The 21,901-nt window shown below is 61.8% G+C and carries 19 protein-coding genes; 15 read left to right on the top strand and 4 right to left on the bottom strand.

Annotation, left to right across the window (positions count from 1 at the left end):
- Positions 1-171: 171 nt before the first annotated feature.
- Genes HZC36_00905 through lepB form a run of 4 tightly spaced genes read left to right on the top strand, consistent with a single transcriptional unit; the run spans position 172 to position 2,763 of the window.
- Positions 172-462 (top strand): 4a-hydroxytetrahydrobiopterin dehydratase, encoded by a 291-nt coding sequence (locus tag HZC36_00905; GenBank protein ID MBI5705529.1) that lies wholly within the window; start codon positions 172-174, stop codon positions 460-462.
- 34 nt (positions 463-496) lie between these two features.
- Entirely contained in the window at positions 497-1,387 is an 891-nt protein-coding gene (gene trmD, locus HZC36_00900) for a tRNA (guanosine(37)-N1)-methyltransferase TrmD (GenBank protein MBI5705528.1), read from the top strand.
- 50 nt (positions 1,388-1,437) lie between these two features.
- The gene (gene rplS, locus HZC36_00895) at positions 1,438-1,788 is read left to right on the top strand and encodes a 50S ribosomal protein L19 (protein MBI5705527.1); all 351 of its coding nucleotides are present in this window, start codon (positions 1,438-1,440) and stop codon (positions 1,786-1,788) included.
- Positions 1,789-1,794: 6 nt separating this feature from the next.
- Entirely contained in the window at positions 1,795-2,763 is a 969-nt protein-coding gene (gene lepB, locus HZC36_00890; protein MBI5705526.1) for a signal peptidase I, read from the top strand.
- 1 nt (position 2,764) lies between these two features.
- Here the strand turns inward: lepB and HZC36_00885 are convergent, their stop codons facing one another.
- Positions 2,765-3,757: an aldo/keto reductase gene (locus HZC36_00885; GenBank protein ID MBI5705525.1), complete on the bottom strand. Its 993-nt coding sequence runs from the start codon at positions 3,755-3,757 to the stop codon at positions 2,765-2,767.
- Positions 3,758-3,822: 65 nt separating this feature from the next.
- Here HZC36_00885 and HZC36_00880 point away from each other — a divergent pair, with 65 nt between their 5' ends.
- On the top strand, positions 3,823-4,815 hold the full coding sequence (locus HZC36_00880; GenBank protein MBI5705524.1) for a hypothetical protein: 993 nt from the start codon (positions 3,823-3,825) through the stop codon (positions 4,813-4,815).
- 1 nt (position 4,816) lies between these two features.
- On the opposite strand, the gene HZC36_00875 is transcribed toward HZC36_00880, so the two are convergent.
- The 3 genes from HZC36_00875 to HZC36_00865 form a co-directional block, all read right to left on the bottom strand.
- On the bottom strand, positions 4,817-6,034 hold the full coding sequence (locus HZC36_00875) for a cellulase family glycosylhydrolase (GenBank protein ID MBI5705523.1): 1,218 nt from the start codon (positions 6,032-6,034) through the stop codon (positions 4,817-4,819).
- A 244-nt stretch (positions 6,035-6,278) separates the two neighbouring features.
- Positions 6,279-9,503: a PD40 domain-containing protein gene (locus HZC36_00870; GenBank protein ID MBI5705522.1), complete on the bottom strand. Its 3,225-nt coding sequence runs from the start codon at positions 9,501-9,503 to the stop codon at positions 6,279-6,281.
- A 171-nt stretch (positions 9,504-9,674) separates the two neighbouring features.
- Positions 9,675-10,223 carry a helix-turn-helix transcriptional regulator gene (locus tag HZC36_00865; GenBank protein ID MBI5705521.1) on the bottom strand — a complete coding sequence of 183 codons (549 nt, stop codon included), beginning with the start codon at positions 10,221-10,223 and terminating at the stop codon, positions 9,675-9,677.
- A 162-nt stretch (positions 10,224-10,385) separates the two neighbouring features.
- Here HZC36_00865 and HZC36_00860 point away from each other — a divergent pair, with 162 nt between their 5' ends.
- From HZC36_00860 to HZC36_00815, 10 genes are all read left to right on the top strand, one after another.
- Entirely contained in the window at positions 10,386-11,009 is a 624-nt protein-coding gene (locus tag HZC36_00860) for a hypothetical protein (GenBank protein ID MBI5705520.1), read from the top strand.
- A 20-nt stretch (positions 11,010-11,029) separates the two neighbouring features.
- Positions 11,030-11,380, top strand: a complete 351-nt coding sequence (locus HZC36_00855) for an HD domain-containing protein (GenBank protein MBI5705519.1) — start codon at positions 11,030-11,032, stop codon at positions 11,378-11,380.
- Between the two features lie 67 nt (positions 11,381-11,447).
- Complete coding sequence (locus HZC36_00850) at positions 11,448-12,521, top strand: bifunctional transcriptional activator/DNA repair protein Ada (GenBank protein MBI5705518.1); 1,074 nt, start codon at positions 11,448-11,450, stop codon at positions 12,519-12,521.
- 27 nt (positions 12,522-12,548) lie between these two features.
- The gene (locus HZC36_00845) at positions 12,549-13,169 is read left to right on the top strand and encodes a hypothetical protein (GenBank protein MBI5705517.1); all 621 of its coding nucleotides are present in this window, start codon (positions 12,549-12,551) and stop codon (positions 13,167-13,169) included.
- Positions 13,170-13,279: 110 nt separating this feature from the next.
- A complete protein-coding gene (locus HZC36_00840) occupies positions 13,280-15,322 on the top strand; it encodes a DUF3160 domain-containing protein (GenBank protein ID MBI5705516.1) in 2,043 nt (680 codons plus the stop codon).
- The gene (locus HZC36_00835) at positions 15,319-16,290 is read left to right on the top strand and encodes a CapA family protein (GenBank protein MBI5705515.1); all 972 of its coding nucleotides are present in this window, start codon (positions 15,319-15,321) and stop codon (positions 16,288-16,290) included. The genes HZC36_00840 and HZC36_00835 overlap by 4 nt, the downstream gene beginning before the upstream one ends.
- Positions 16,291-16,349: 59 nt before the next feature.
- Positions 16,350-18,224: a glycoside hydrolase family 9 protein gene (locus HZC36_00830; protein MBI5705514.1), complete on the top strand. Its 1,875-nt coding sequence runs from the start codon at positions 16,350-16,352 to the stop codon at positions 18,222-18,224.
- 66 nt (positions 18,225-18,290) lie between these two features.
- The gene (locus HZC36_00825; GenBank protein ID MBI5705513.1) at positions 18,291-18,437 is read left to right on the top strand and encodes a hypothetical protein; all 147 of its coding nucleotides are present in this window, start codon (positions 18,291-18,293) and stop codon (positions 18,435-18,437) included.
- Positions 18,438-19,189: 752 nt separating this feature from the next.
- Positions 19,190-21,007 carry a fumarate reductase/succinate dehydrogenase flavoprotein subunit gene (locus HZC36_00820; GenBank protein ID MBI5705512.1) on the top strand — a complete coding sequence of 606 codons (1,818 nt, stop codon included), beginning with the start codon at positions 19,190-19,192 and terminating at the stop codon, positions 21,005-21,007.
- A gap of 2 nt (positions 21,008-21,009) precedes the next feature.
- Positions 21,010-21,753: a succinate dehydrogenase/fumarate reductase iron-sulfur subunit gene (locus HZC36_00815; protein ID MBI5705511.1), complete on the top strand. Its 744-nt coding sequence runs from the start codon at positions 21,010-21,012 to the stop codon at positions 21,751-21,753.
- The last annotated feature ends 148 nt before the right edge of the window (positions 21,754-21,901 follow it).

The following is a 21,901-nucleotide window of genomic DNA, read 5'->3' as shown; positions in this document are numbered from 1 at the left end:
GGATGAGTGGGGGTGTATGAGGATGAGCCCGTTGGGCAGACTCTCAGTCTGCCTTCTGCGGGCAAAGAGCGGAAAGGCGTTCTGCTCCCGCCATAGGGCCTTGTGCCCCGCACCCTACACCTGGCACCCAGGACGATCAATCTCCGTCTCCAGCTCCAGTACAATCCCGCCATGGAACTCGCCTACGTCCTTCTATCGCCTGAGCAGGTGGCCGAGGGGCTGTCCTCGCTTCCGAGTTGGAGTGTGAAGGAGGGAATGCTCAGCAAGACCTTTGAGTTCGAGAGCTACCTGAAAGGCGTAGACTTTGCGGCCAAGGTCGGCTACGCCGCCGAGGACCTGGACCACCACCCGGACATCACGATAACGTGGCGCAAGGTGGCGATCCGCATGAACACCCACGCTGTGAATGGGCTTTCGCCATACGACTTTGAACTGGCGAGCCGGATCGAAGCCCTGCTGTAGAGCCTGAAAGGCGGCGCCCAGGTACCTTTCGTGCATGCTTCGCGTCGACTTCGTCACCCTGTTTCCCGAGATGGTGCTGCCCGCCATCCGGCACAGCATGATGAAGCGCGCCGAGGAGAGCGGCCTGGTGGCGTTCGGCGCCGTCAACCCGCGTGACTTCACCCACGACAAGCACCGCACGGTCGATGACGACCCATTTGGCGGCGGGCCGGGCATGGTGATGAAGTGCGAGCCAGTGTGGGCCGCAGTGGAGAGCCTTGTGGGGAGTTTGGAGGGATGGAAAGGTGGAGATCAAGATGAGGCAGTATGTCTCCCTCCCCCAGCCCCTCCCTCATTTTCCGCTTCGCGAAAAACAAGGGAGGGGAGCCCATGTCCGCAATCCGCAATCCGCGATCCGCAATCCGCAATCCGTAATCCGAAATCCGTAATCCGAAATCCGAAATCGAGAGTCGCCGTCGTCCTACCCGATCCGACGGGACCTTTGTTCCAGCAGTCCGACGCCCACGAGCTGGCTCAAACGGACCAAATCGTCCTGCTCTGCGGACACTATGAGGGAATCGACGACCGCATCCGGCAGCTTCTCGCCACGCACGTCTTTTCAATGGGCGACTACGTGTTGACCGGGGGCGAACTGCCTGCGCTCACCATTGCGGACGCAGTCGTTCGGCTGCTTCCAGGAGTGCTCGGCTGCTCGGGTTCACTGGAGCAGGACAGCTTCTTCGACGGCCTTCTCAGCGCGCCGCAATTCACCCACCCGGAGACCTTTCAAGGTGCCACCATTCCTGAGGTTCTCCGATCCGGCGACCACGGGGGCGCAGCGACATGGAAACGCCTTCAATCGCTTCGAACGACACGGCAAAACCGCCCCGACCTGTTTTGGCGCGCGACGTTGGAAAAGAGAGACGCTGATATGCTATCCTTTTAGGCTCCAGACGGGAACGCACCACGCCCGCCTGCTTGTTGGGAGTTTCAACCATGTCCAGAGATGCCATCCTGCGCAGCGTCGCCGAACCGAACATCAAGTCGGATCTGCCCGATTTTCAGCCCGGCGACACGGTCCGCGCCCACGTGAAGGTGCGCGAAGCGGGCAAGGAGAGGCTGCAGGTCTTCGAGGGCCTTTGCATCGCCGTTAAGGGTGGCGGCATCTCCAAGACGATCGTGCTCCGCAAGATCAGCAACGGCGTCGGCGTAGAGAGAAGCTTCCCACTGCACTCGCCGAACATTGCCAAGTTCGAAGTGTTGCGGCACGGAGTGGTTCGCCGCGCGAAGCTCTATTACCTCCGCGACAAGATTGGAAAGGCCGCACGAATCCGCGAGCGACGGTAATACCCCGTGGAGTTCCTGCTCGCCCAATCCACAGGTGGCCCAAGCGACGGCGTGTCGATCATCGACACGCTCGCCCGAACTCCACTCAGCAAGGTCTTCATTTTCGTGGCCGTGTGCACAGTCCTGCGCCTCGCGTTGGCGCCTGGGCTTGCCAAGACGCCACCGCACATGCGCACCGGCGGCTACAAGGCGAGGCGCTTCTTCAATGAGACGCTCGACGCCATCGTCTATGCCGGCGTCGTGGTGTTCATGGTCATTCGGCCGTTCGGCATCCAGGCGTTCCAAATTCCCTCGCCCTCGATGGTGGACACGCTCTTGGTGAACGACTTTATCGTCGCCAACAAGGCCGTCTATCGCTACACCCACCCGCAGTGCAAGGACATCGTGGTCTTCCGCCCGCCCGCGTATGCCTGCTCCCAATCCCAACTCGACACCGATGGGCAGCCCAAAGTGGACTTCATCAAGCGTTGTATCGGGGTTCCCGGAGACGTCGTGGAGATACGCGGCGGAGTGCTGTATCGCAACGGAAAGGCGTTCGAGGAGCCCTTTAGGAAAGGGAGCAACGAGTACGATTGGAAGCTCGTCCATTACACCGGCGAATACGAGCCGCTAAAGGGGCAGTTCGTGCCCGTCAGTCTAGATGCCACCACGGGCCGGGGCAACTTCCAGATTCCCGGTATCGCCAAGAAATATGCGGTCGGTGCGTTGCCCGATCCTCCCGCTCATGCCGACGGCGAACCGTGGGTCCTCATGTGGAAGAACGTCGACGAGCTCAATGAGCAGGAGCTCAGAACCGCCAAGGAGCTGGCCGACGCTCCGCCTGCCGCGATTCCACCGGGGCACTATCTGATGATGGGCGACAACCGTGGGCAATCCTTCGACGGCCGGGCCTGGGGCCTCGTCACCGAAGAGCAGATCGTCGGGCGATCCGAGATCATTTGGCTCCCGATCAAGCGCTGGCGAACCACGCGATAGGCTACTTCCCACCGTTCCACATGCCCCGGCGCCAATAGTGGGTTTTGAGGCGGCCCAGCAGTTCTTCTGGAAGATCTGGTAATTCAGAGACCGCGCAGTTCGCCAGAGCTTGCTCCCTATTCCGCATCCCGACGATCACCGTGCTCACCGCCGGATGCGCCAGTACGAACTTGAGTGCCGCCTGGACCATCGTGTACCCCGAACCCTCCAGCTCGGATCTGATTCTCTCGGCGCGGGCCACCGCTCGCCCCAGACGGTCTCCGGCGAAGTAGCCGCGCCGGAAGTCGCCTTCCGGAAAGGTGGTGTCAGGAGTGAATCGCCCGGTCAGGGACCCCTCGTTCAACGCCACGCGCACGATGATTCCGGTGCCCGTCTCACCGGCGACGTCGAGAAGCTCCGCGGCCGGTTCCTGCTCAAAAATGTTGTAGATCACCTGCACCGAATCCACCCATCCCCCGCGCATCAGATCGATCACCGAATTCTGGTCGTGCTCGGGGGTTGAGACGCCAATCAGCCCGATTTTGCCCTCGTTCTGGAGGTTCCTCAGGTGCTTGTACGGCTTGGGGTCCCGGTTCCAGGCGCGGGTCCAGGTGTGAAGCTGCAAGAGGTCGATCTTGTCGGTCTGCAGGTTCTCCATGCGTTCGGCAAGGTTCTCGCGCAGGTACGCCTCGGAATACCGCTCCTCGGAGTCCTCGGAGTTGGCGGGCGGCCAGGTGCCCGGCAGCTTGGGAGGTGTCTTGGTGGCGACGAACGGGCGCTTCCCGCCTCTCGCCGCGAGCGCCTTCGCCACTACCCGCTCTCCGTGGCCCATGCCGTAGACCGCCGCCGTATCCACGAAGTTGACACCCGCATCCAGCGCGGCGTTCATCGAGCCAAAGGAGTCCTCCTCCGCCTGCGGCCCCCATCCTCCGCCCATCGCCCACGCTCCGACGCCGATCTCCGAGACCTCGAACCCATGCCTTCCAAACTGCCTGAACTTCACGGAACCGAGCATACACCGGGACCGAACTCCGGGACCGTTGGAGCATCTCCTTGCGCACCGGGCCGTATACTCGGGCCATGATCGCCGCGCTCATCGCCGCCGCATTTCTGGCCCCCAACCCCGTCACGATCAAGCTCACCGCGCCCGCAGCCAAAGAGGTGTTCTTCGTGGGCGACCTGACCGGTTGGGCCGAGCCTAAGCCGATGACGAAGAGCGGATCCGACTGGACCATCACTTTCGACATTCCCGACGATGCCCGGTTCGAATACAAGTTCACGGTCGATCAGCAGTGGTGGCTCGACCCCGCCAACCCCAAGAAGGGCGACAACGGCGTCGGTGGCCAGAACAGCATCTGGGAGGGCCCCAAGTACAAAGCCACGACCAACGAGGGCGCTCCCAAGAAGCCGCTCAACCGGTCTTCGATCAAGCTACCCAGCCGCGAAATCACCATCTTCTCCCCCGACAGCCCCAAGGGCCTTCCGATCCTGCTCTACGGCGACGGGCCGAACTACGAGAAGTACGGCAAGATCCAAAACGTCGTCCAGAACCTGGTCGAAGCCAAGAAGATCAAGCCGGTGGTGATCGTTCTGGTTCCGCCGGTCGACCGCTGGAAGGAGTATGGATCGGGCTGGAAGGGCTACGCCGACACGCTCTTCAACGAGATCCTCCCTGCGGTCCGAGCGCTCACAGGCGCTAGCAACAAGCCCGAAGACCTCTACGTCGGCGGCTCAAGCATGGGCGGCCTGATTTCGCTGAGGTTGGCAGAGGAATTTCCGGACAAGGTGGCCGGTGGCGTTCATTCCCAATCAGGCGCCTTCCTCAAGGCATCGACGGAGGACTTCAGCGAAACCGGCTCAGAGGCCAAGCTCAAGCAGCTTGCGCCGAGCCTCAGGCTCTGGATCTGCTGGGGAAGCTATGAGGGAGACCTGACCGCCGCCAACGAGCGGTGCGTGAAGTCGCTGAATAATCTGGGGCGGAAGTTCGGCAGCAAGGCCACGCACGAAGGGCACAACTGGACGGCCTGGCGCAACAGGATGGAAGAGGCGCTGGTGTACCTGTTGGGGAAGTAGGTCACTTCTTCGCCAACGCCTCCTTGACGAGTTTCCCGAAGCTCGGCGTGGGCGTGTAGTTCCAGTCGGAAATCAGCGTCGGACCGGCGGCGGGATGAAGGTCCCAGGCCGTCCACATCCAGCCGTTCTCCTTGCAGGCTCTCAGGACGTTCGCCACCCAGGGGTTCGGATCGTTGATCGCCTTCCCGAGGTTTTGAGCGCCGAACTCGCTCATGATCACCGGCAGTTTCTCGGTGTAGCGCTTCATCTTGCCCAGCCAGGTCTCGAACGTGTCGCCTTTGAACGGGTAGTTGTGGCAGACATAGAGGATGCCGTTGCCGGGTAGGTGTGAGGTCTGAGGTCCGAGGTCTGAGGAGCGAGTAGGAGAATCCCCGTAGCCGCCGGTTCCGTGCCGGCGCAGGTCGCCAAACCCAGCGTAGCCGCCGGTTCCGTGCCGGCGCAGGTCGCCAAACCCATCGTAGCCGCCGGTTCCGTGCCGGCGAGGGGCATCCGTGACCCCCGGGTCTGTCAGCGCATAGCCCTCCAATACCCCCTTGAGATCGTAAGCCCAATCCAAGCCGCCGACAACCAATAGATTCCTTGCACCGGTCGCACGCACGGTGTTCACCAGGGCCTGCATGCCGGGGGTCTGGTATTTGATCGGAGTGAACCTCCCTTGCCGTGCACCGACGCCCCGCGTTTCGTCGATCGTGCCGCCGTTCTTCCAGATCTCCCAAGTCGTGTCGTGCGGCTCGTTGTAGAGGTCGAAGAGCACGGCCGGATGGTTCTTGTAGACCTTCGCGACGTCTTTCCAGAAGTCCACGCTGAACATATCCGGCATGAAGTGCTGGCCGATGTGCTTGCCCCATTCGTTCGGGCTGTTCCAATGCAGGTCCAGCATGATATAGACCCCATTCTTGGAACAAAGCTGGACGCATTCGTCCACCAGCTTGCGATAGGATTTGCCGCCGTCCTTCTGCTCCGGGGCCTTGCCAAACCAGCGATCTTGGCTCATCGGCAGCCGGATATGGTTAACCTTCCAGTCCTTGATGGCGACCTCGATGGTTTTCAGCACGTGGCCCTCGCCATCGCTCGACCACTCGAGGGACGCCACGTTGACCCCGCGAAGTACCACTTGCCGGCCGCCGGAATCGACGACCTGGGTTCCTTCGATGTGAAGGGGCTTGGGTGCGACAACAAAGAGAGACACAACGAACCCAAGACCAACCGCAAGAAACATGTGTGAATACCCTCAGCCCAATCCTACCTACGGTTGCCAGATTAGCCGAACGAAAACGGGGATGGGAACCCACAAGTGGTCCCATCCCCTTATCCTAGTACCTATCCCTCGAGCCCGCAACCTGGCCGAGTCTGGAGACTCGGCATCCTTGTGCGAGTCTGGAGACTCGCGTTCCTCGCCCTGCGAGATTGATTATGGGATGAGCTTAAGTACCTAGCTATTCAGGAGCCATCAATGGAGCGCCCTACCCGCCGCCGATCTTGGTGTTGTCCTTGAACGGAGGCCGCTTGGGCGTTGGCTTCTTGTAGGACTTGAGCTGGTTCATGACCTCGGCCACCGCCTTCTCAAGCTGGGCGTCGCGGCCCTGCCGCCACAGCACCGGATCCCATTCCACCTCGATGTCAGGCGCAGTGCCGAAGTTCTCAATCTCCCACTCTCCATCAGGACTGTAGAAGGCGAGGTTCGGCGACGTCATGCTGCCGCCGTCTACAAAGGCCGGGAATCCGAGGATGCCGACCAAGCCGCCCCAGGTTCGTTTGCCCACCAGCGGACCCAGTTTCGCCTTGCGGAACGCCCACGGGAAGTAATCGCCTCCGGAGCCGGCATACTGATTGATGATCAGAGCTTTCGGTCCGTAGACCGTCATCAGCGGGCTGCTGAAGTCCTTGCCATATCGAGTCATCCACCAGCTCATGTGCGGGCGGGTGATGTTGTTGATGAAGTAATCGTCCACCGAACCGCCACCGTTGTAGCGCTCGTCCAACACCATGCCTTCCTTGTTCACCTGCGCGTAGTAGTACCGGTTGAAGAACGTATAGCCCTGAACCGTCGTGTTCGGGAACCACACATATCCCAGTCGGCCACCGCTTAGCTCCTCCACCTTTCTCCGGTTACCTTCCACCCAGTCGAACACGCGAAGCTGCGTCTCGTTTCCTGTCGGTACCACGGTGACCTCGCGCGAGTCGGTTCCATCCGGCTTGGGGCCAACTTTGATCCTGACCTGCTTGCCGACCTTGCCCTCGAAGAGCTGATACAGATCCTCTCCAGCCTTGAGCTCCTTGCCTCCAACACCAAGGAGATATTCTCCAGCCTCGACGTTTACTCCAGGATGCGCCAAGGGCCCACGCAGACCGGGGTTCCAGCTTTCGCCAGTGTAGACCTTTGAGAACCGATATCGGCCGTTTTCCTGGCTGAAGTCCGCGCCGAGCAAGCCCACTGCGGGGCCCGAGGTTCCCGGGATGTCGCCGCCGCCGATGTACATGTGGCCAACGCAGATCTCGCCCATCATGTCTTCGAAGAGCGAGTTCAAATCCGCCCGGCTCATGAGGCCGGCGAGGAACGGCTCGTAGCGCTTTTCAAGCGCAACCAGGTCTACCCCGTGGTGTCCGGGATCGTAGAAATAGTCGCGCTGCAAGCGCACCGCCTCATGGAAGATCTGCCGCCATTCGGCCCGAGGATCCACTTTGATGACCTGGGCGCTGACGTCGAGGGCGCCCTGTCCCGGCGTAGCCGGCGCAGCGGTAGAGACCAGCTGCGGGCCGGCGGGCCCGAGGATCATCATGTGCCCCCCCGTGGGGGATATGACAAACCCGTTGGCGCCGGTAAAGAACACGCTCTCCTTCTTGGAGCTGAACTCGTACTTGCGAATCGTCGGCGGGCCGCCAGGCTGCGCTGCGTTTGGTTGAGGAGGCGTATCTATGGTGAAGAACGTGCCTTCTGTGCCAGCAACCAGGGCTCGATAGACTCTCGAAGGCATCGGCACGCTGAGCACCCGCCGGTTCAGCCCTTCGAGGTCAATACGGAACGGCTCATCCTTTTTCTCCGGCTTCTTGGCTTCGGCGACGGGTTCTTCATCGCTCTCAGGGAGGAACGGCGAAGGCAGTTCCTTCTGTAGAAGCGCCATGTAGACGCTGTAGGTCTGGTTGGGAGTCTCGAGCGCGGTCAGGTCGAGCCATCCGGGCGCGGATTTGGCGTTGGTGCTCGCCAGGAAATAGAGGTACTTCCCGTTTCGGTCGAACGCCGGCGAAAACGCTTCACTCATGCCGTCGGTGATCTGTGTTAGCTTTGAGCTTTCAAGACTATACACAAAGGCAGCCTGTTGATAGTTGTCGATGATCCTGCTGAAGGCCAGCCATTTGCTATCGGGTGACCAGGAGGGTGAATAGCCATAAGTGACCGGGTAAAGCGGCGCCTCATCTACCTTGGTGGCCTTTCCACTCTCGACTTCGGTAACCCAAAGGGCGCCCCGATTATCCGAGTAGGAGAGCTTCTTGGAGTCCGGCGAAAAGGCCAGGCCCTGGTAGAACCCCTTGCCACCACCGGGCTCGATCGTCTTGGAGTCTCCAGATCCGTCGGACAGTCGAACCACAATCTTGTATTCACCGCCGGCATCGCTGAAGTAAGCGATGGACTTGCCGTCTGGCGACCATGCCGGCGACCGCTCAGCTGAGGAGCTGCTGTTGCTCAGGTTTCGAGCGTCCCCTTTGCTGGCGGGCACGGTCACGATCTCGCCTCGCGATTCAAAGGCCACCCGCTTGCCGGTCGGCGAGACGTCCGCGCCGGCGATGCCCTGAGAGATCGGCACATACTTGGCGCGAACCTCCGGGAAGTCCCCGCGCACCGTGATAGAAACCGGGCTGGCTTTTCCGGACTTCAAATCAAAAAGAGAGATCGAGCCGGGCTCGCAGAGCGCTATTGCGTCTGCTCCCGCCGTAGCCGAAGTGAACCCGAACACTGCGCTCTTGACATGCTCGCGCTGAGATCCGCCCGACGTGTCGCAGGAATAGAGGTTGAACTTGCCGGTTCGATCGCTCAAGTAATAGATCCGGTTGCCGACCCACATCGGCGCCTTGTCGTTCCAGTTCCTCCGAGGCACCTCTTTCCAGGAGGAATCTTCTAGCTTGGATATCCAAATCGGAAACGCTTGTCCGCCCCGATAGCGCTTCCAAGCCTTCTGGAACTGCCCATAGGGCACGTAAGCAATCTGCTTGCCGTCCGGGGAGAAGCTGCCCATCGTGCCTTGAGGAAACGGCAATCCCTCAGGCTGGCCTCCCGCTGCCGGCACGGTGTAGAGGCGAGGGGTAAAGGGCATTCCACCTTCCGTCGTCGCAAATAGAACGGATTTTCCGTCTGGACTCCAGCCGAGCACTTCATCCTCGGCAGGGCCAAAGGTGAGCTGTTTGGGAACACCGCCCTCAGCGGGCATCACATAAACGTCGGTTTTTCCAGCGTATTGGCCAGAAAAGGCGATCCAATTTCCGTCAGGTGAGTACGAAGGAACTCCCTCTTGGCCAACACTCGCTGTGAGCCGTCGGGCATCGCCACCCTCGCGAGGAACGTCCCACAAATCGCCGCCAAGGGCGAAGCAGATGCGCTTGCCGCTGACGGTAGGATCTTCGAACCAGTGAGGGCCATCGACGGCCGGCCGCAGCGCCGCGAGCGGCAGTGCAAGGAGAAGTGAGGAAAGCATAGCGGCCTAGACTACTGCCTTTTTCCGGGCCAATGATGGAAGGGCCTAGGCTCGCAAGAACTTAGCCTTGCCGGTGGGATGGCTAGTGGCATGGCCGGGCCACGCCTCTGCAATCCCTGCACCCCCATTGCTTCGCAGCACAGACCCTCGCTACGGGCGAATCGACTGCTCCTACTCCGCTCGGCTCAACTTGAGCAGTAGCTGCACCCGGTTCTTGCAGCCCAGCTTCCTCATTAGTTGGCGCATGTAGTTCTTCACCGACTGCTCGCTGCAGCCCATCGCGGCCGCGATCTCCTGATTCGAGGCGCCGCGAGCGAGGAATTGCGCGGCTTTCTGCTCGTTGGAGGAGAGCCGCACCTCAAAGTAGCCGGCGCCTTGATCCGACACGCCGATCACGCGCCGACTGGCGCCGAGGGCCGAGAGTTTGCCGAGGAACTCCTCGGTCGGCGACGAGAGGCTGACAACCGCATCGGCGGCCGCCGCAACCTCGGTGGACAGAGACTTTCCTTCAGCAAGCACGAGCACCGCAGACCCTGCACGACGGATCTTCTGCAGCTCGGCGAGGTCGCCGGCCGTGAGCCTGGTGTCCACCGCAACCCGCACGGCTGGCTCGTTTGGGGACAATTGCCCGGCCGCCACTTCGAGGCCGCCGCGCTTCTCAATGAGGCACTCCAGGGCCTCGGCATAGATGGGCAACGGGTGTGATACCTTGACCTTCACACACCAAAGTGTACTCACCTTGGGTTGGCGCCCATCGCGCTTGGATTATCACAGTACTCCAGTAATCTGTGCACCTTCAAAAGCTTGTCTCTAAAACGATCAACAATCCGCCGAAAAAGGTATTGGGGCAAGTTCCCCTCACGCGGAGTACAGAAGGACGTCATGGACCTAACCAGCGAAAACGCTCCCCACCTTGGGCAAGAGTTCGCAAAGCGAAAGGTGCTGATCGTCAACACCTCGCAAGGGCAGACGGCGCTGACGCCCAGGTTCTTCGAGTGGGCAGGGTTTGGCGAAGCCGCGCTGGCCACAGACATCTCCTCGGCGATCGCCACGGCCCAGACGCTCTCGCCCGACGTGGTCCTTCTGACGGCCGACTCACTCGGGTTGGCCGAGACGCGGTGCATCAAGGCGCTCCGAGACGAAAGCTCCCCAGCCCGATTCTCGCCCTTGCTCGTTTGCCTGCAACTGGCCAGCACCGAGACCAAGCAGCATGCCCTGACTCTCGGCGCCAGCGAGGCGTTCTCCGTACCTGGCGACGCTTGGGAGATCCTGTTTCGGGTCCGAAGCGCCCTTTCGACAAGTGCGCTCGAAGCAAAGCTCAGAGAGGTCGCCGCCCAGAAGCAAATCGAGGTGCAGAAGTACGTGCGCCTGCTCGAAACGGCGGCCTGGGACATGCACCGGCGCCTCGTCATCGTAGCGGAACTGCGAGACCACCCCTCTCAAGACCACACCAAGAAGGTGGGCCTGATCTCCTCCAAAATCGCGCATGAACGGAAGGCAGCCTGACGCCCGAGGAGTTCGAGGTCATGAAGGAACACACGGTCATTGGCGCGCGCATCCTTGCGGGCGGCGCCAGCCCCGTTGTCAAGATGGCCGAAGTGATCGCGCGTACCCACCACGAACGTTGGAATGGCACGGGCTATCCCAAAGGCCTCAAAGGGGACGAAATCCCGCTCGTGGGACAGGTTGTGGGAATGGTGGACACGTTTGATGCCATGATGCGGGCACGCTCTGACCGGCCCGGGCTGTCTGTTGAAAAGGCCCTCGAGGCGCTTCAGTCTATGTCCGGCGACCTCTTTGACTCGCGTTTGATCACCATCCTCCACAGGCTCTGCCGCCAGACCGCCTTTCGCGAAGAGTTGCTGGACGCGGCTTGAGGGCAAGTGGACATTGAAGTCCGTTTTTCGCTTGCCACGGTGGCGGGTTTCGCGCTAACTTCAACGCATGAGCCGCCCGTCGTTCGAGGAATTGTATGCCGCCGTTTGCGCAAGAAGCCACGAGTATGATGGGCTGTACTTCCAGGCGGTCAAGACCACCAAGATCTTCTGCAGGCCAATTTGTCCGGCACGGACCCCCTATGCCCAGAACGTCGAGTTCTTCGCCTCGGCAAAGGAAGCTCTGGAGGCCGGCTACCGCCCCTGCAAGCGTTGCCGTCCGCTGGACATGGGCGCGGAGCCGCCCGCATGGATCGAGGTCCTGAGGGCGCGGATCGATGCCTCGCCTCACGTTCGGCTCAAGGACCAGAACCTTCGCGACATGGGGCTTGAGCCCGCCACGGTCCGGCGCACGTTCCTAAAGCGCTTCGGGATGACCTTTCACGCTTATCAGCGCGCGCGCAGGATGGGAATGGCCCTCAGCGAGATTCGGAACGGAGCGCATCCCGTGGAGGCGGCGATTCAGACCGGATATAGCTCGGACAGCGGCTTCCGTGATGCCTTTCAGCGAATTCTGGGGGCGATCCCGAGCAAGGCGAACGGCCTGACGCCGGCGCAAGCCAAGTGGATCGAGACGCCACTGGGACCGATGATCGCCATCGCCACCGATGCCGGACTGACGCTCCTGGAGTTCGTGGATCGCCGGATGCTGGAAACGCAGTTGAGAACGCTCTCCTCGCGTCTTGGATGCCGGGTCGTCCCCGGAGAGCACAAGTTTCTCGACCAAACGGCCGCCGAGTTGGAGGCCTATTTTGAAGGTGAGAGGAGGGAGTTCAGCGTCCCGCTGGTGATCGATGGCACGCCATTTCAGGAATCTGCTTGGAGGGAGCTGTTGCGGATTCCCTATGGCCGCACCCTTTCCTATGCCGAGCTCGCCGCGAAGATCGGGAACCCCGGCGCGATCCGGGCGGTGGGCTCCGCCAACGGCGACAACCGGATCGCCATCCTGATCCCATGCCACCGGGTCATCCGGACTGACGGAACCCTGGGCGGCTATGGCGGCGGGCTCTGGCGCAAGCAGCGGCTTCTGGAGATCGAAGGCGCTGCGGCTGCGAAACGACGCCAGGCATGTCTGGCGATCTAGGCCCTTTCGCCCCAGGACGGCACGTTGATGGTTCGGTTCGTGGGCCCGCGACGTCTGTTCGGTGTGCTCGCCGTATGCGCTATCTGGATCCAGCAGAGCTTTGACTTCTCGTGTCGAGGGGTTGGCTTCCGGGCTGCGCTAGTCCCAGGCGCCGCCAGGCCGCTCCAGATCTTTCGCGACGACAAGAAGGTGGCGGAAGCCGCCAAGCAGGAATGGCGACCTTGGAGGCTGGAGGTTGCCGACGCCGACGGCAACGGTCGTCCCGACCTCGCGATCGGCATCGTCAAGGCGACCCACAACCACCCCAAACCCCACACGACGCTGTTCGTGTATCAGTTCGACGGGCTTAGGATCGACAAGCTTTGGATGGGATCTTCGCTCGGGAGGCCGCTCAAGGACTTCTGCTTCGGCGAACCCGACGCCAAGGGCCGACAGCAACTCTACACGCTTGAAACCACCCTCAATGGCAAGACGGCGCTCTCGAGGTACGTCTGGTCGGGGTTCGGGTTTCGCAAGCAAGAAGGGGAGCGGGTGTTCGAGCGGGCAACCCATCTGAGCTTTCGGGATGGCACAATCAGCATGACGGTGTCCGGCAAACCGTTCTCCCTGCCGGCCAAGGATGGACCATGGAACGATTCTCAGCACTGAAGCCTCTCGCCTCCGAATCGTCTGGAGGCCCAACGGGCCGACCTAACTCAGCGAAGGGCATCGCCCTGGAAAGGCGGGCCATTTCTGGGACGAGCCCTGTAGGGGCGACCTTGAAGCGCATTGCCCATGTCATCTTTCTGACCTTGGTCGTGGGCACCAGTGTTGCCCAGACCGCCGCCAACAAACCCTACAAGGTCACGGCCAGCCTAAAAGAAGTCGCCAACGCCAAGACCTTTGTCGAGGGATACAGCCTCACCGACGGCCAGCGGGCCCTCCTCGCCAAAAACCTCTTTTTCACCTATCCCCTTGGCGACGCCGAGATGTTCTGGGTCTACGGCCGTAACGACTACAAGAACCTGAGCTCGATCGTAACCGCCGACAACGTCCTCCAGATCTATCACGTTTTCTTCGAATCCACGCTGCGCATCGCCGAGCAAACCGCGCTGAACAAAGAGCTCCTGGGACTGACATCCTCGATGCTCAGCCAAGCCGCCAAGACCTACCAGGACTGCAAGGGGACGCCGCTCGAATCGGCGGCGCTGAAGAACCTGGCTTACTTTGGTCTCGCATCAAGCTTAAGCGGCAAACCCGCCAAAATGCCCGCCGTCGCGAAAGCGATGGTGGACCAAGAGCTGGCGCTGATCAAAGCCCATCAGGGGTTCGCCAAGAGCGCGATCTTCCCCTATGAGATCGACTATTCCCAGTTCATCCCTCGCGGGCACTACACCAAGACGCCGCTCCTCACGCGCTACTTCCTCACGATGATGCTCTACGGACTTGTGCCGTTTTCGGTCGAGAAGACCGTGAACGGCAAGACCGTGCTCATCAAGGAGCAGCTTCAGCAGTCGCTCCTGCTGGCTCGGGACCTCGAACTCTCGAAGGCGAAGACGCGTTGGCAGCGCATCTACGATGTCACCGCTCTCTTTGCGGGCAAGTCGAACAACCTGACCCCGGGCGAGTGGGCGACAGCCTGCGCCAAGGTCTTCGGGGCCAAGCCACCCGTCAAGGCCTACTCTGAAGACGCCAAGCTCAGAGCGTTTGTGAACCTGGCTAGGGGCATGCGCCAACCCCCGATCGTGCCGGTCCATCGCAGCCGAACCGGCGCAGTCGCGGGCGACCTGCAGCTCCGGTTCATGGGCCAACGCGCCATCCCCGACAGCGCGATGCTTCAGCGCCTCAGCGAGCCGGACATGAGGCCCTTCCCCACCGGCCTCGACGTGATGGCGGTCTTGGGCAGCGCCCGGGCGAGGCAGATCCTCGATGGCAACCCGAAGGAGTTCAACGCCAAGGGCTGGAGGGAGTACGGCTCGCAGCGCAAGACGCTGGAGGCTCAGTTCGCGGCCATCAAGGCGGTCGAATGGCGGCGCGACCTCTATTGGTCGTGGCTGGACACGCTCAAGCCGTACCTGGCGACCGTGCCAAGCGGCTATCCCAGCTTCATGCGCAGCCAAGCCTGGACCGACCGCTGCCTCTACAGCGCTCTGGCATCCTGGGCGGAGCTTCGGCACGACACGATCCTCTATGGCGAGCAATCCGTTGCCGAAATGGGAGGTGGAGAGGACGAGCCGCCTCCCTTTGTGAAGGGTTATGTGGAGCCCAATGTCGCCTTCTACAAGCGCCTGAAGGAGTTTGTGATCCAGACCCGAGACGGCCTGAAATCCCGGGGATTTCTCACCAAGCCGATCAAAGACGACGCCACCGCCTTCCTCGGCCTTCTTGACTTCTTCCTCAGAGTCAGCCAGACCGAGTTGAGGAACGGCAAGCTCGCCAAGAAGGACCATGAGCGAATCCGGCACATCGAAGGCGAGCTCGAAAACCTCAACTATGATCTCTTGCGAACCGCCGCAGGGTATCAGCAGCTCAGCCAGGACGACCTGAACATGGCCCTGGTAGCCGACATCCACACCGCCTATGGCCAGGCGCTAACCGTGGCGGTCGGGAGTGCCGACGGGCTGGTCGCGGTGGTGCCCATTGAAGGCAAACTCTATCTGGCGCATGGCTCCTCGCTCAGCTTCTACGAGTTCAAGGTGCCGGTCTCGGGGCGGCTCACAGACAAGCAGTGGCAGACGATGCTGGAGAGCGGAGAGGCGCCGGAACGCCCGTTCTGGATCAAGTCCTTCTTCAGCAAAGACACGATCGAGAAGGAGGATTGACGACACTTCTCCGGGTGGCGGGGCTTGCGGCGGTCTGGGCCGTTGGCACATGTCCGGGCCACTTGTTGCCTGGTCCCTTGGGCATAGTCGAATCCCCATCGCGCACCTTGGCGTCTTCGCGCCTGGGCGAGAGTTCCCCTGTGATCACCCTCGCCGCAGTCGGTGACGTCATGCTGGGCCGATGGGTCGGTAAGCGGATCGCAAAGGTGGGGACAGACCAGTTCTTTTCTGGGTTCAGCAAAGAACTCAACCAGGCCGACATGACCTTCGCCAACCTGGAGTGCGCCCTCACCAAAACAACGAAATCGGCCAACAAGAAGATCGTCCTGAGAGCCGATCCAGCCCTGGCCCCAGCCCTCTCGCGCGCAGGATTCAGCCTGCTCTCACTCGCGAACAACCACGCGCTCGACTTCGGCGAATCCGGTCTGGACGAAACGGTCTCTGCGCTAAAGGCCGCCAACCTCGTCCCGATCGGCCGCGAATCCGATCCCGTGCTGTGGGAGCTCAAGGGCGTCACGGTCGCCTTTCTCGCCTATTGCGACTTCCCCAGGGACTCCGGCGGCAAGGGCATCCGCTACACCGACGAGGAAACGCTCGCAGCCGACATCTCGCTTGCCAAGCAGCAGGGCACCGACGTGGTCGTTGTCGCCTGGCATTGGGGGACCGAAGGTTCGGCAAAGCCAAACGCCCGCCAACGCCACTTGGCGCGCCTGGCCGCAAGCGCAGGCGCGGACCTTATCCTGGGCAGCCATCCCCACGTATTGCAGCCGGTCGAGTGGATCCCGCGAAACGACGGCAGAAGGTGCCTGGTCGCCTACTCGCTCGGCAACTTCATCTTCGACGCCGTGAAGGAACCGGAGCGCCGAACGGCGATCCTCAAAGTGCGGTTGGGCAAGGGCGGCGTTCAGGGCTATACCCTGAGCTCCTACCGCATCCAGAACGGCGCGCCCATCCCTATTCAGAAGTAAAGAATGGCGCCGAACCTGCACCTACGACACCGGCGGAGCGCTTGTGCCAATCTGCAAACATGGGACTGGTACTCCACCTCCTCGTCCTCTCCATTGGATTCCAAACCCGGGCCTTCCCGCCCTATGCGGTGCCTGAACTCGATGGCGTCACCGTGCCGGGGCTCCCGCCGATCACCAGCCGCATCCACGTGGACCAGTTCGGCTATCTGCCGCAGGAGAACAAGGTCGCGATCATCAGCGACCCGGTGAAGGGCTACAACGCCGGAAGAGGCTACGCGCCGGGCAACACACTCAAAGTGATCGACCGAAAGACCGGCAGGGCCCTCTTCAGCGCCCCAGTTCGCCCTTGGAAAAGCGGCGCCGTGCACGAAGACTCTGGCGACAAGGGCTGGTGGTTCGACTTCTCCAGCGTTTTGAGGCCCGGCGAATACTACATCTTGGACCCCGGTACCGGCAAGCGCTCGGCGATCTTTGAAATCAGGAGCGACGTGTTCGCGCCGATCCTCCGCGCTGCCAGTCGGATGTACTACTACCAGCGCGAAAATGAAGACCTGCCGGCGCCCTATGCCGAGAACCCCTGGACCGAAAAGGCCGCCTACAGGCAGGACTCCCACACGCGCTATGTGAACGCCAAGAACGACCCCAGCACCGACCGCGACATGAGCGGAGGCTGGATGGATGCAGGCGACGAGAACAAGTACCCGCCCTTCAACGTGGAGGTCATCCACCCCCTGCTCTATGCCTTTCGCGGCAACCCCAAGGCGTTCGGCGACAAGAACGGCATCCCGGAGTCCGGCAACGGCCTTCCGGACATCCTGGACGAGTTGAAGGTGCAGCTTGATTGGCTGGTCAAGATGCAGTTCACCGATGGCGCGGTGCCCGTGAAGATGGGCGTGATCGACTACAACGGCAAATACCCGATCAGCGACGACCTGAGGCCTCGCTACTACGGGCCCAAGGACACGGGCGCCGCGATCGCAACGTCAGGCTTCTACGCGCACGCCGCGCGGGTGTATGGGCAATTCCCCCGGTGGAGGGCTTTTGCGAACGACCTGAAGCGCCGCGCGGTGCTCTCTTGGAACTGGTACCAGAGGACCCCCAAAACCACGAAGTCGGACACCGGCGAGATCAAAAGCGGCGGAGCGAACCGAAGTGTCGAGGAGCAGGAGCAGCTCGAGGTTCTGGCGGCGATCCACCTTTTCGCGCTGACCGGCGAGCAGAAATACAACGACGTCGCCGTGGCCAAGGCAGGCAAGATGCGCCAGCTCAGCGAGCCGGTCTGGAGCCCCTATGGCGCTTCTGCGGCCGAAGCCCTGGTGGATTATCTGAGCCTTCCAAAGGCCGACGCCGGGCTCTGCAAGCGCATCAGGGCCCAGCTCACCAAGTCGGCGCTCAGCGCTCAGGCCGCACCGGGACCCGAGGCCGACCTCTACCGTGCTTGGATGCCCACGACCTGCTACCACTGGGGCAGCAACACGGTCCGGGCGAACCACGGGATCGTCGCGCTCCTCGCGGCGAAAGCCGCCGACGTGGACGGGGCCACCCGGCGCAGGCTTAGGTCGCGTGCGGCCGATATGCTGCACTCGTTTCATGGGGTGAACCCGCTGACGCTCGTGTATCTCTCGAACATGGGCCGCTACGGAGCGGAGCTCTCATGCCAGTACCTGTATCACGCGCGCTGGGGCGCCGGCTCGAAGCACTCAGGCAACCCCGCGCCGGGCTATGTGGTGGGCGGGCCCAACCAGCAGTTCGGCGGAAAGGCCGCCGACGGCGCGCCGAGCGTGGAATGGATCAAGACGCAGCCCCGCGGGAAAGCGTATGCCGACTTCGACAAAGCCTGGCCCGAGGCGAGTTGGGAACTGAGCGAACCGGCGATCTACTACCAGTCCACCTACATTCGCTTGTTGAGTGAGTTTGTTGGGAGGGAGAGGTAGGGGGAGGGCTTGCTGTACTTAGGGTCCTTCAGGCTCCTCGCGAGCACAAAACAGGTACCTTGAGCCATGAAACGTCCCTCCAAAGAAGAGATCCGTGCCGCCGTCGAGAAGCTGAAGGAGCACAAAAAGGGATCCTACACCCCGGATCGATCCGTGCCTAAGGTCGAAGACAAGAAGCCCAACAAGAACCGCATCCGAAAGCAAGGGATCTAGTAAGGGCGCGAGGAGAGAAGCGATCGGCGAAAAGAGGGCGATGCGCGCAGCGCCCGAAGCCTCCTTTTCAGCAGGCTCCTAGCCGTGGCGTGCCATCGTCCCGCCATACTGGTGAATCATGGGTGACAGAAAACCAAAGAAGACCTCCTCGGGCAGCGCCGACAAGCACAAGGCCAAGGGCGCCAAGGCCGACGCAAACCGCCTGGCGGCAGGCCCCAAGCCGGACGACAAGAAGAAGGGCAAGGGAAAATAGGCAAATCGGCAGCTTGCCCTAGGGGCAGTCTTCTTGTTGTCCTTTCGGTTGCCTCAGCACCTTCAGGTATTGAGGCTCGCCACCCGTCGCGATGATCGCGCACGAGCTTCAACCCCGATGATCTGGGCTCAGGCAAAAGGGCATTCTGGAGGCGGATGGAGCGCGGACTTCCAGTCCGCACCCCGGACCGCGAACATCCCTGTTCGCAGTGCCTATACCCCAAACCTGAACCAGCGAAGACACCTTGGGTCTCAACTGTTCAGCTGCGTGACAAGTCGCGCAGGGGAAAAGCGCTGAAAAGTCAGCGCACTCCCAAATGACAAATCGCGCAGGCCAAAGCGGTCCGATCATCGGACCGCGCTTCATACCACGCCCAAAACCCCCAACACCCAGAACCTGAACACCTCACCTCACCTCACCTCACCTCCTCACCCGATCACACACTCCTCAGCCTCCCCCTCCCACCATCCGCCTGCAATTCCAGGTAGAACCAGAGACAATGAGCGAGCACAAGGTTCACGAGCATGACGTTCTCGTGATCGGCGCAGGGGGAGCGGGCCTCAGAGCCGCCATCGAAGCTTCGGGAATGGGCGTCAGCGTCGGCGTCGTCTGCAAATCCCTACTCGGAAAGGCCCACACCGTCATGGCGGAAGGGGGCATGGCCGCTGCCATCGGCAACACCGACGACCGCGACAACTGGCGCGTCCACTTTGCCGACACCATGCGCGGCGGACAGTACCTGAACAACCCGAAAATGGCCGAGTTCCACGCCAAGGAATCCCCCGTGCGCGTGCTCGAACTCGAGGGTTGGGGTGCGCTGTTCGATCGCCAGAAAGACGGCCGCATGCTCCAGCGCAACTTCGGTGGACACCGCTACCCGCGCCTCGCACACGTGGGAGACCGAACCGGCCTCGAGCTCATCCGTACCCTCCAGGATCATGGCATCCACCAGGGCATCGACTTCTACATGGAAGTGTGCGTGACCGACCTCTTGAAGGACGGCGGCAAGGTGGTCGGCGCAGTCGGCTATGATCGGCCCACCGGCGAGTTTCACATCTACCACGCCAAGGCCGTCATTCTGGCCACCGGCGGTGTGGGCAAGGCTTACGCGATCACCAGCAACTCCTGGGAATACACCGCTGACGGGCATTCCTTGGCCTATCGCGTCGGCGCGGACCTGCTTGATATGGAGTTCCTGCAGTTCCACCCCACCGGCATGGTGTGGCCGCCCTCGGTCAAGGGCATCCTCGTCACCGAGGCCGTGCGCGGCGAGGGCGGCGTGCTCAAGAACAACAAGGGCGAGCGGTTCATGTTCAACGACATCCCGGAGAACTACGTCAACCAGACCGCCAAGGACCCCGAAGAGGGTTGGCGCTATGTGACGGGCGACAAGACCGCCCACCGGCCTCCGGAACTGCTGACGCGCGACCACGTCGCGCGGTGCATCAACCGCGAAGTCAAAGAGGGGCGGGGCAGCCCCCACGGCGGAGTGTTCCTCGATATCGCCTGGATCAAGCAGCACATCCCGAATTCGGAGGAGCACATCAAACGAAAACTCCCCGGCATGTACCACCAGTTCAAGGAGCTCGCCGGAGTGGACATCACGAAGGACGCGATGGAGATTGGCCCGACCTGCCACTACATCATGGGCGGCGTCAGGGTCGATGCCGAAACGCAAATGTCCACGGTGCCCGGTCTTTTCGCCGCGGGCGAGTGCGGCGCGGGACTGCACGGCGCGAACCGACTCGGCGGCAATTCACTCTCTGACCTGATCGTCTTTGGCCAGCGCGCCGGAAAGTACGCCGCCGAATACGCCAAGAACAACTCCATCGGCCCCTTGAACAAGAAGGACGCCGAGGACGCCGTTCAAAAGGCGCTCGCGCCGCTGGAGCGCGCCGCCAACGGCGACAACGCGTTCAAGATCAGCGCCGACCTTCAGGCGACGATGCAGGCGCTGGTCGGCATCGTGAGGCTGCAGGACGAGATGGAGGAAGCCCTGCCCAAGCTGGACGAACTGCGCAAGCGCGCCAAAGTCGTACCGGTTAGCGGCGGCCCGGCCTATAACCCCGGCTGGAACCTGGCGCTGGCGCTGGAAAACCTGATCGACGCCTCTGAGGCCATCACTCGCTCGGCGATCGGGCGCAAAGAGAGCCGAGGGGCGCAGTTCCGCGAGGACTATCCGGAGAAGAGCGACGAATTCGCCAAGGTCAACACCGTCGTTAGGCTTGGAAAGAACGGAGCGATGGAACTGGAGCACGTGCCCATCGTTCCCCTATCGGAAGAGCAAAAGGCCATCATCGAGGAGCAGAAGAGCTAGCCATGAAGACCAAGTTCAAGATCTGGCGTGGGGACAAGGGCGCGGGCAAGCACGAGACCTATGAGACCGAGGTCGGCGAAGGGATGGTCGTGCTCGATGCCGTGCTCCAGATTCAGGCCGAGCAAGCGCCCGACCTCGCCGTCCGGTGGAACTGCAAGGCCGGCAAGTGCGGCTCCTGCTCCGCCGAGGTCAACGGCAACCCCAGATTGATGTGCATGACCCGGTGCTCGGAGCTCCCGCTCGAGCAGGGCGTCACCGTCGAGCCGATGCACACCTGGCCGCACATCCGCGACCTGGTCACCGACGTTTCTTATAACTACGAGCAAAAGAAGCTCATCAAACCGTTCAAGCCGCGCAAGCCGGACGCTCCCGATGGCACCTGGCGCTTGCAGCAGGAAGACATCGACCGCGCCCAGGAATTCCGCAAGTGCATCGAGTGCTTCATGTGCCAGAACGTCTGCCACGTGCTGCGCGAGCACGACAAGTTTGGCGAGTTCATCGGCCCGAGGCTCTTCATCCACGTCGCCCAGCTTGAAATGAACCCCCTGGACACCGAGGACCGCCTGGAAGACCTGAAGAAGCGCGACGGCATCGGCTACTGCAACATCACCAAGTGCTGCACCGTGGTCTGCCCCGAGCACATCAAGATCACCGACAACGCGATCATCCCGCTGAAGGAGCGCGTCGTGGACCGGTATTACGATCCGATCGCGAAGCTGCTAAGGTTGATCGGCGTCGGCTCGTAACGGCTCGGCCTGTTGGTCAGGGGACTTGAGCACTGCGGTGGGTGCCACCCCAAATCATGTCTGGGTTCCCGCCCACCATCATCCGGTTATCAGGTCCCTGTGTCCCTTTGTCCCAACGTCCCTCTGTCCCCCTCCCCTGCTAACATCT

The organism is Armatimonadota bacterium (assembly GCA_016223145.1).
Classification (GTDB): Bacteria; Armatimonadota; Fimbriimonadia; order Fimbriimonadales; family Fimbriimonadaceae; genus Nitrosymbiomonas.
Note: the sequence above shows the minus strand (reverse complement) of the source record. Positions and strands in the feature narration are given on the sequence as shown.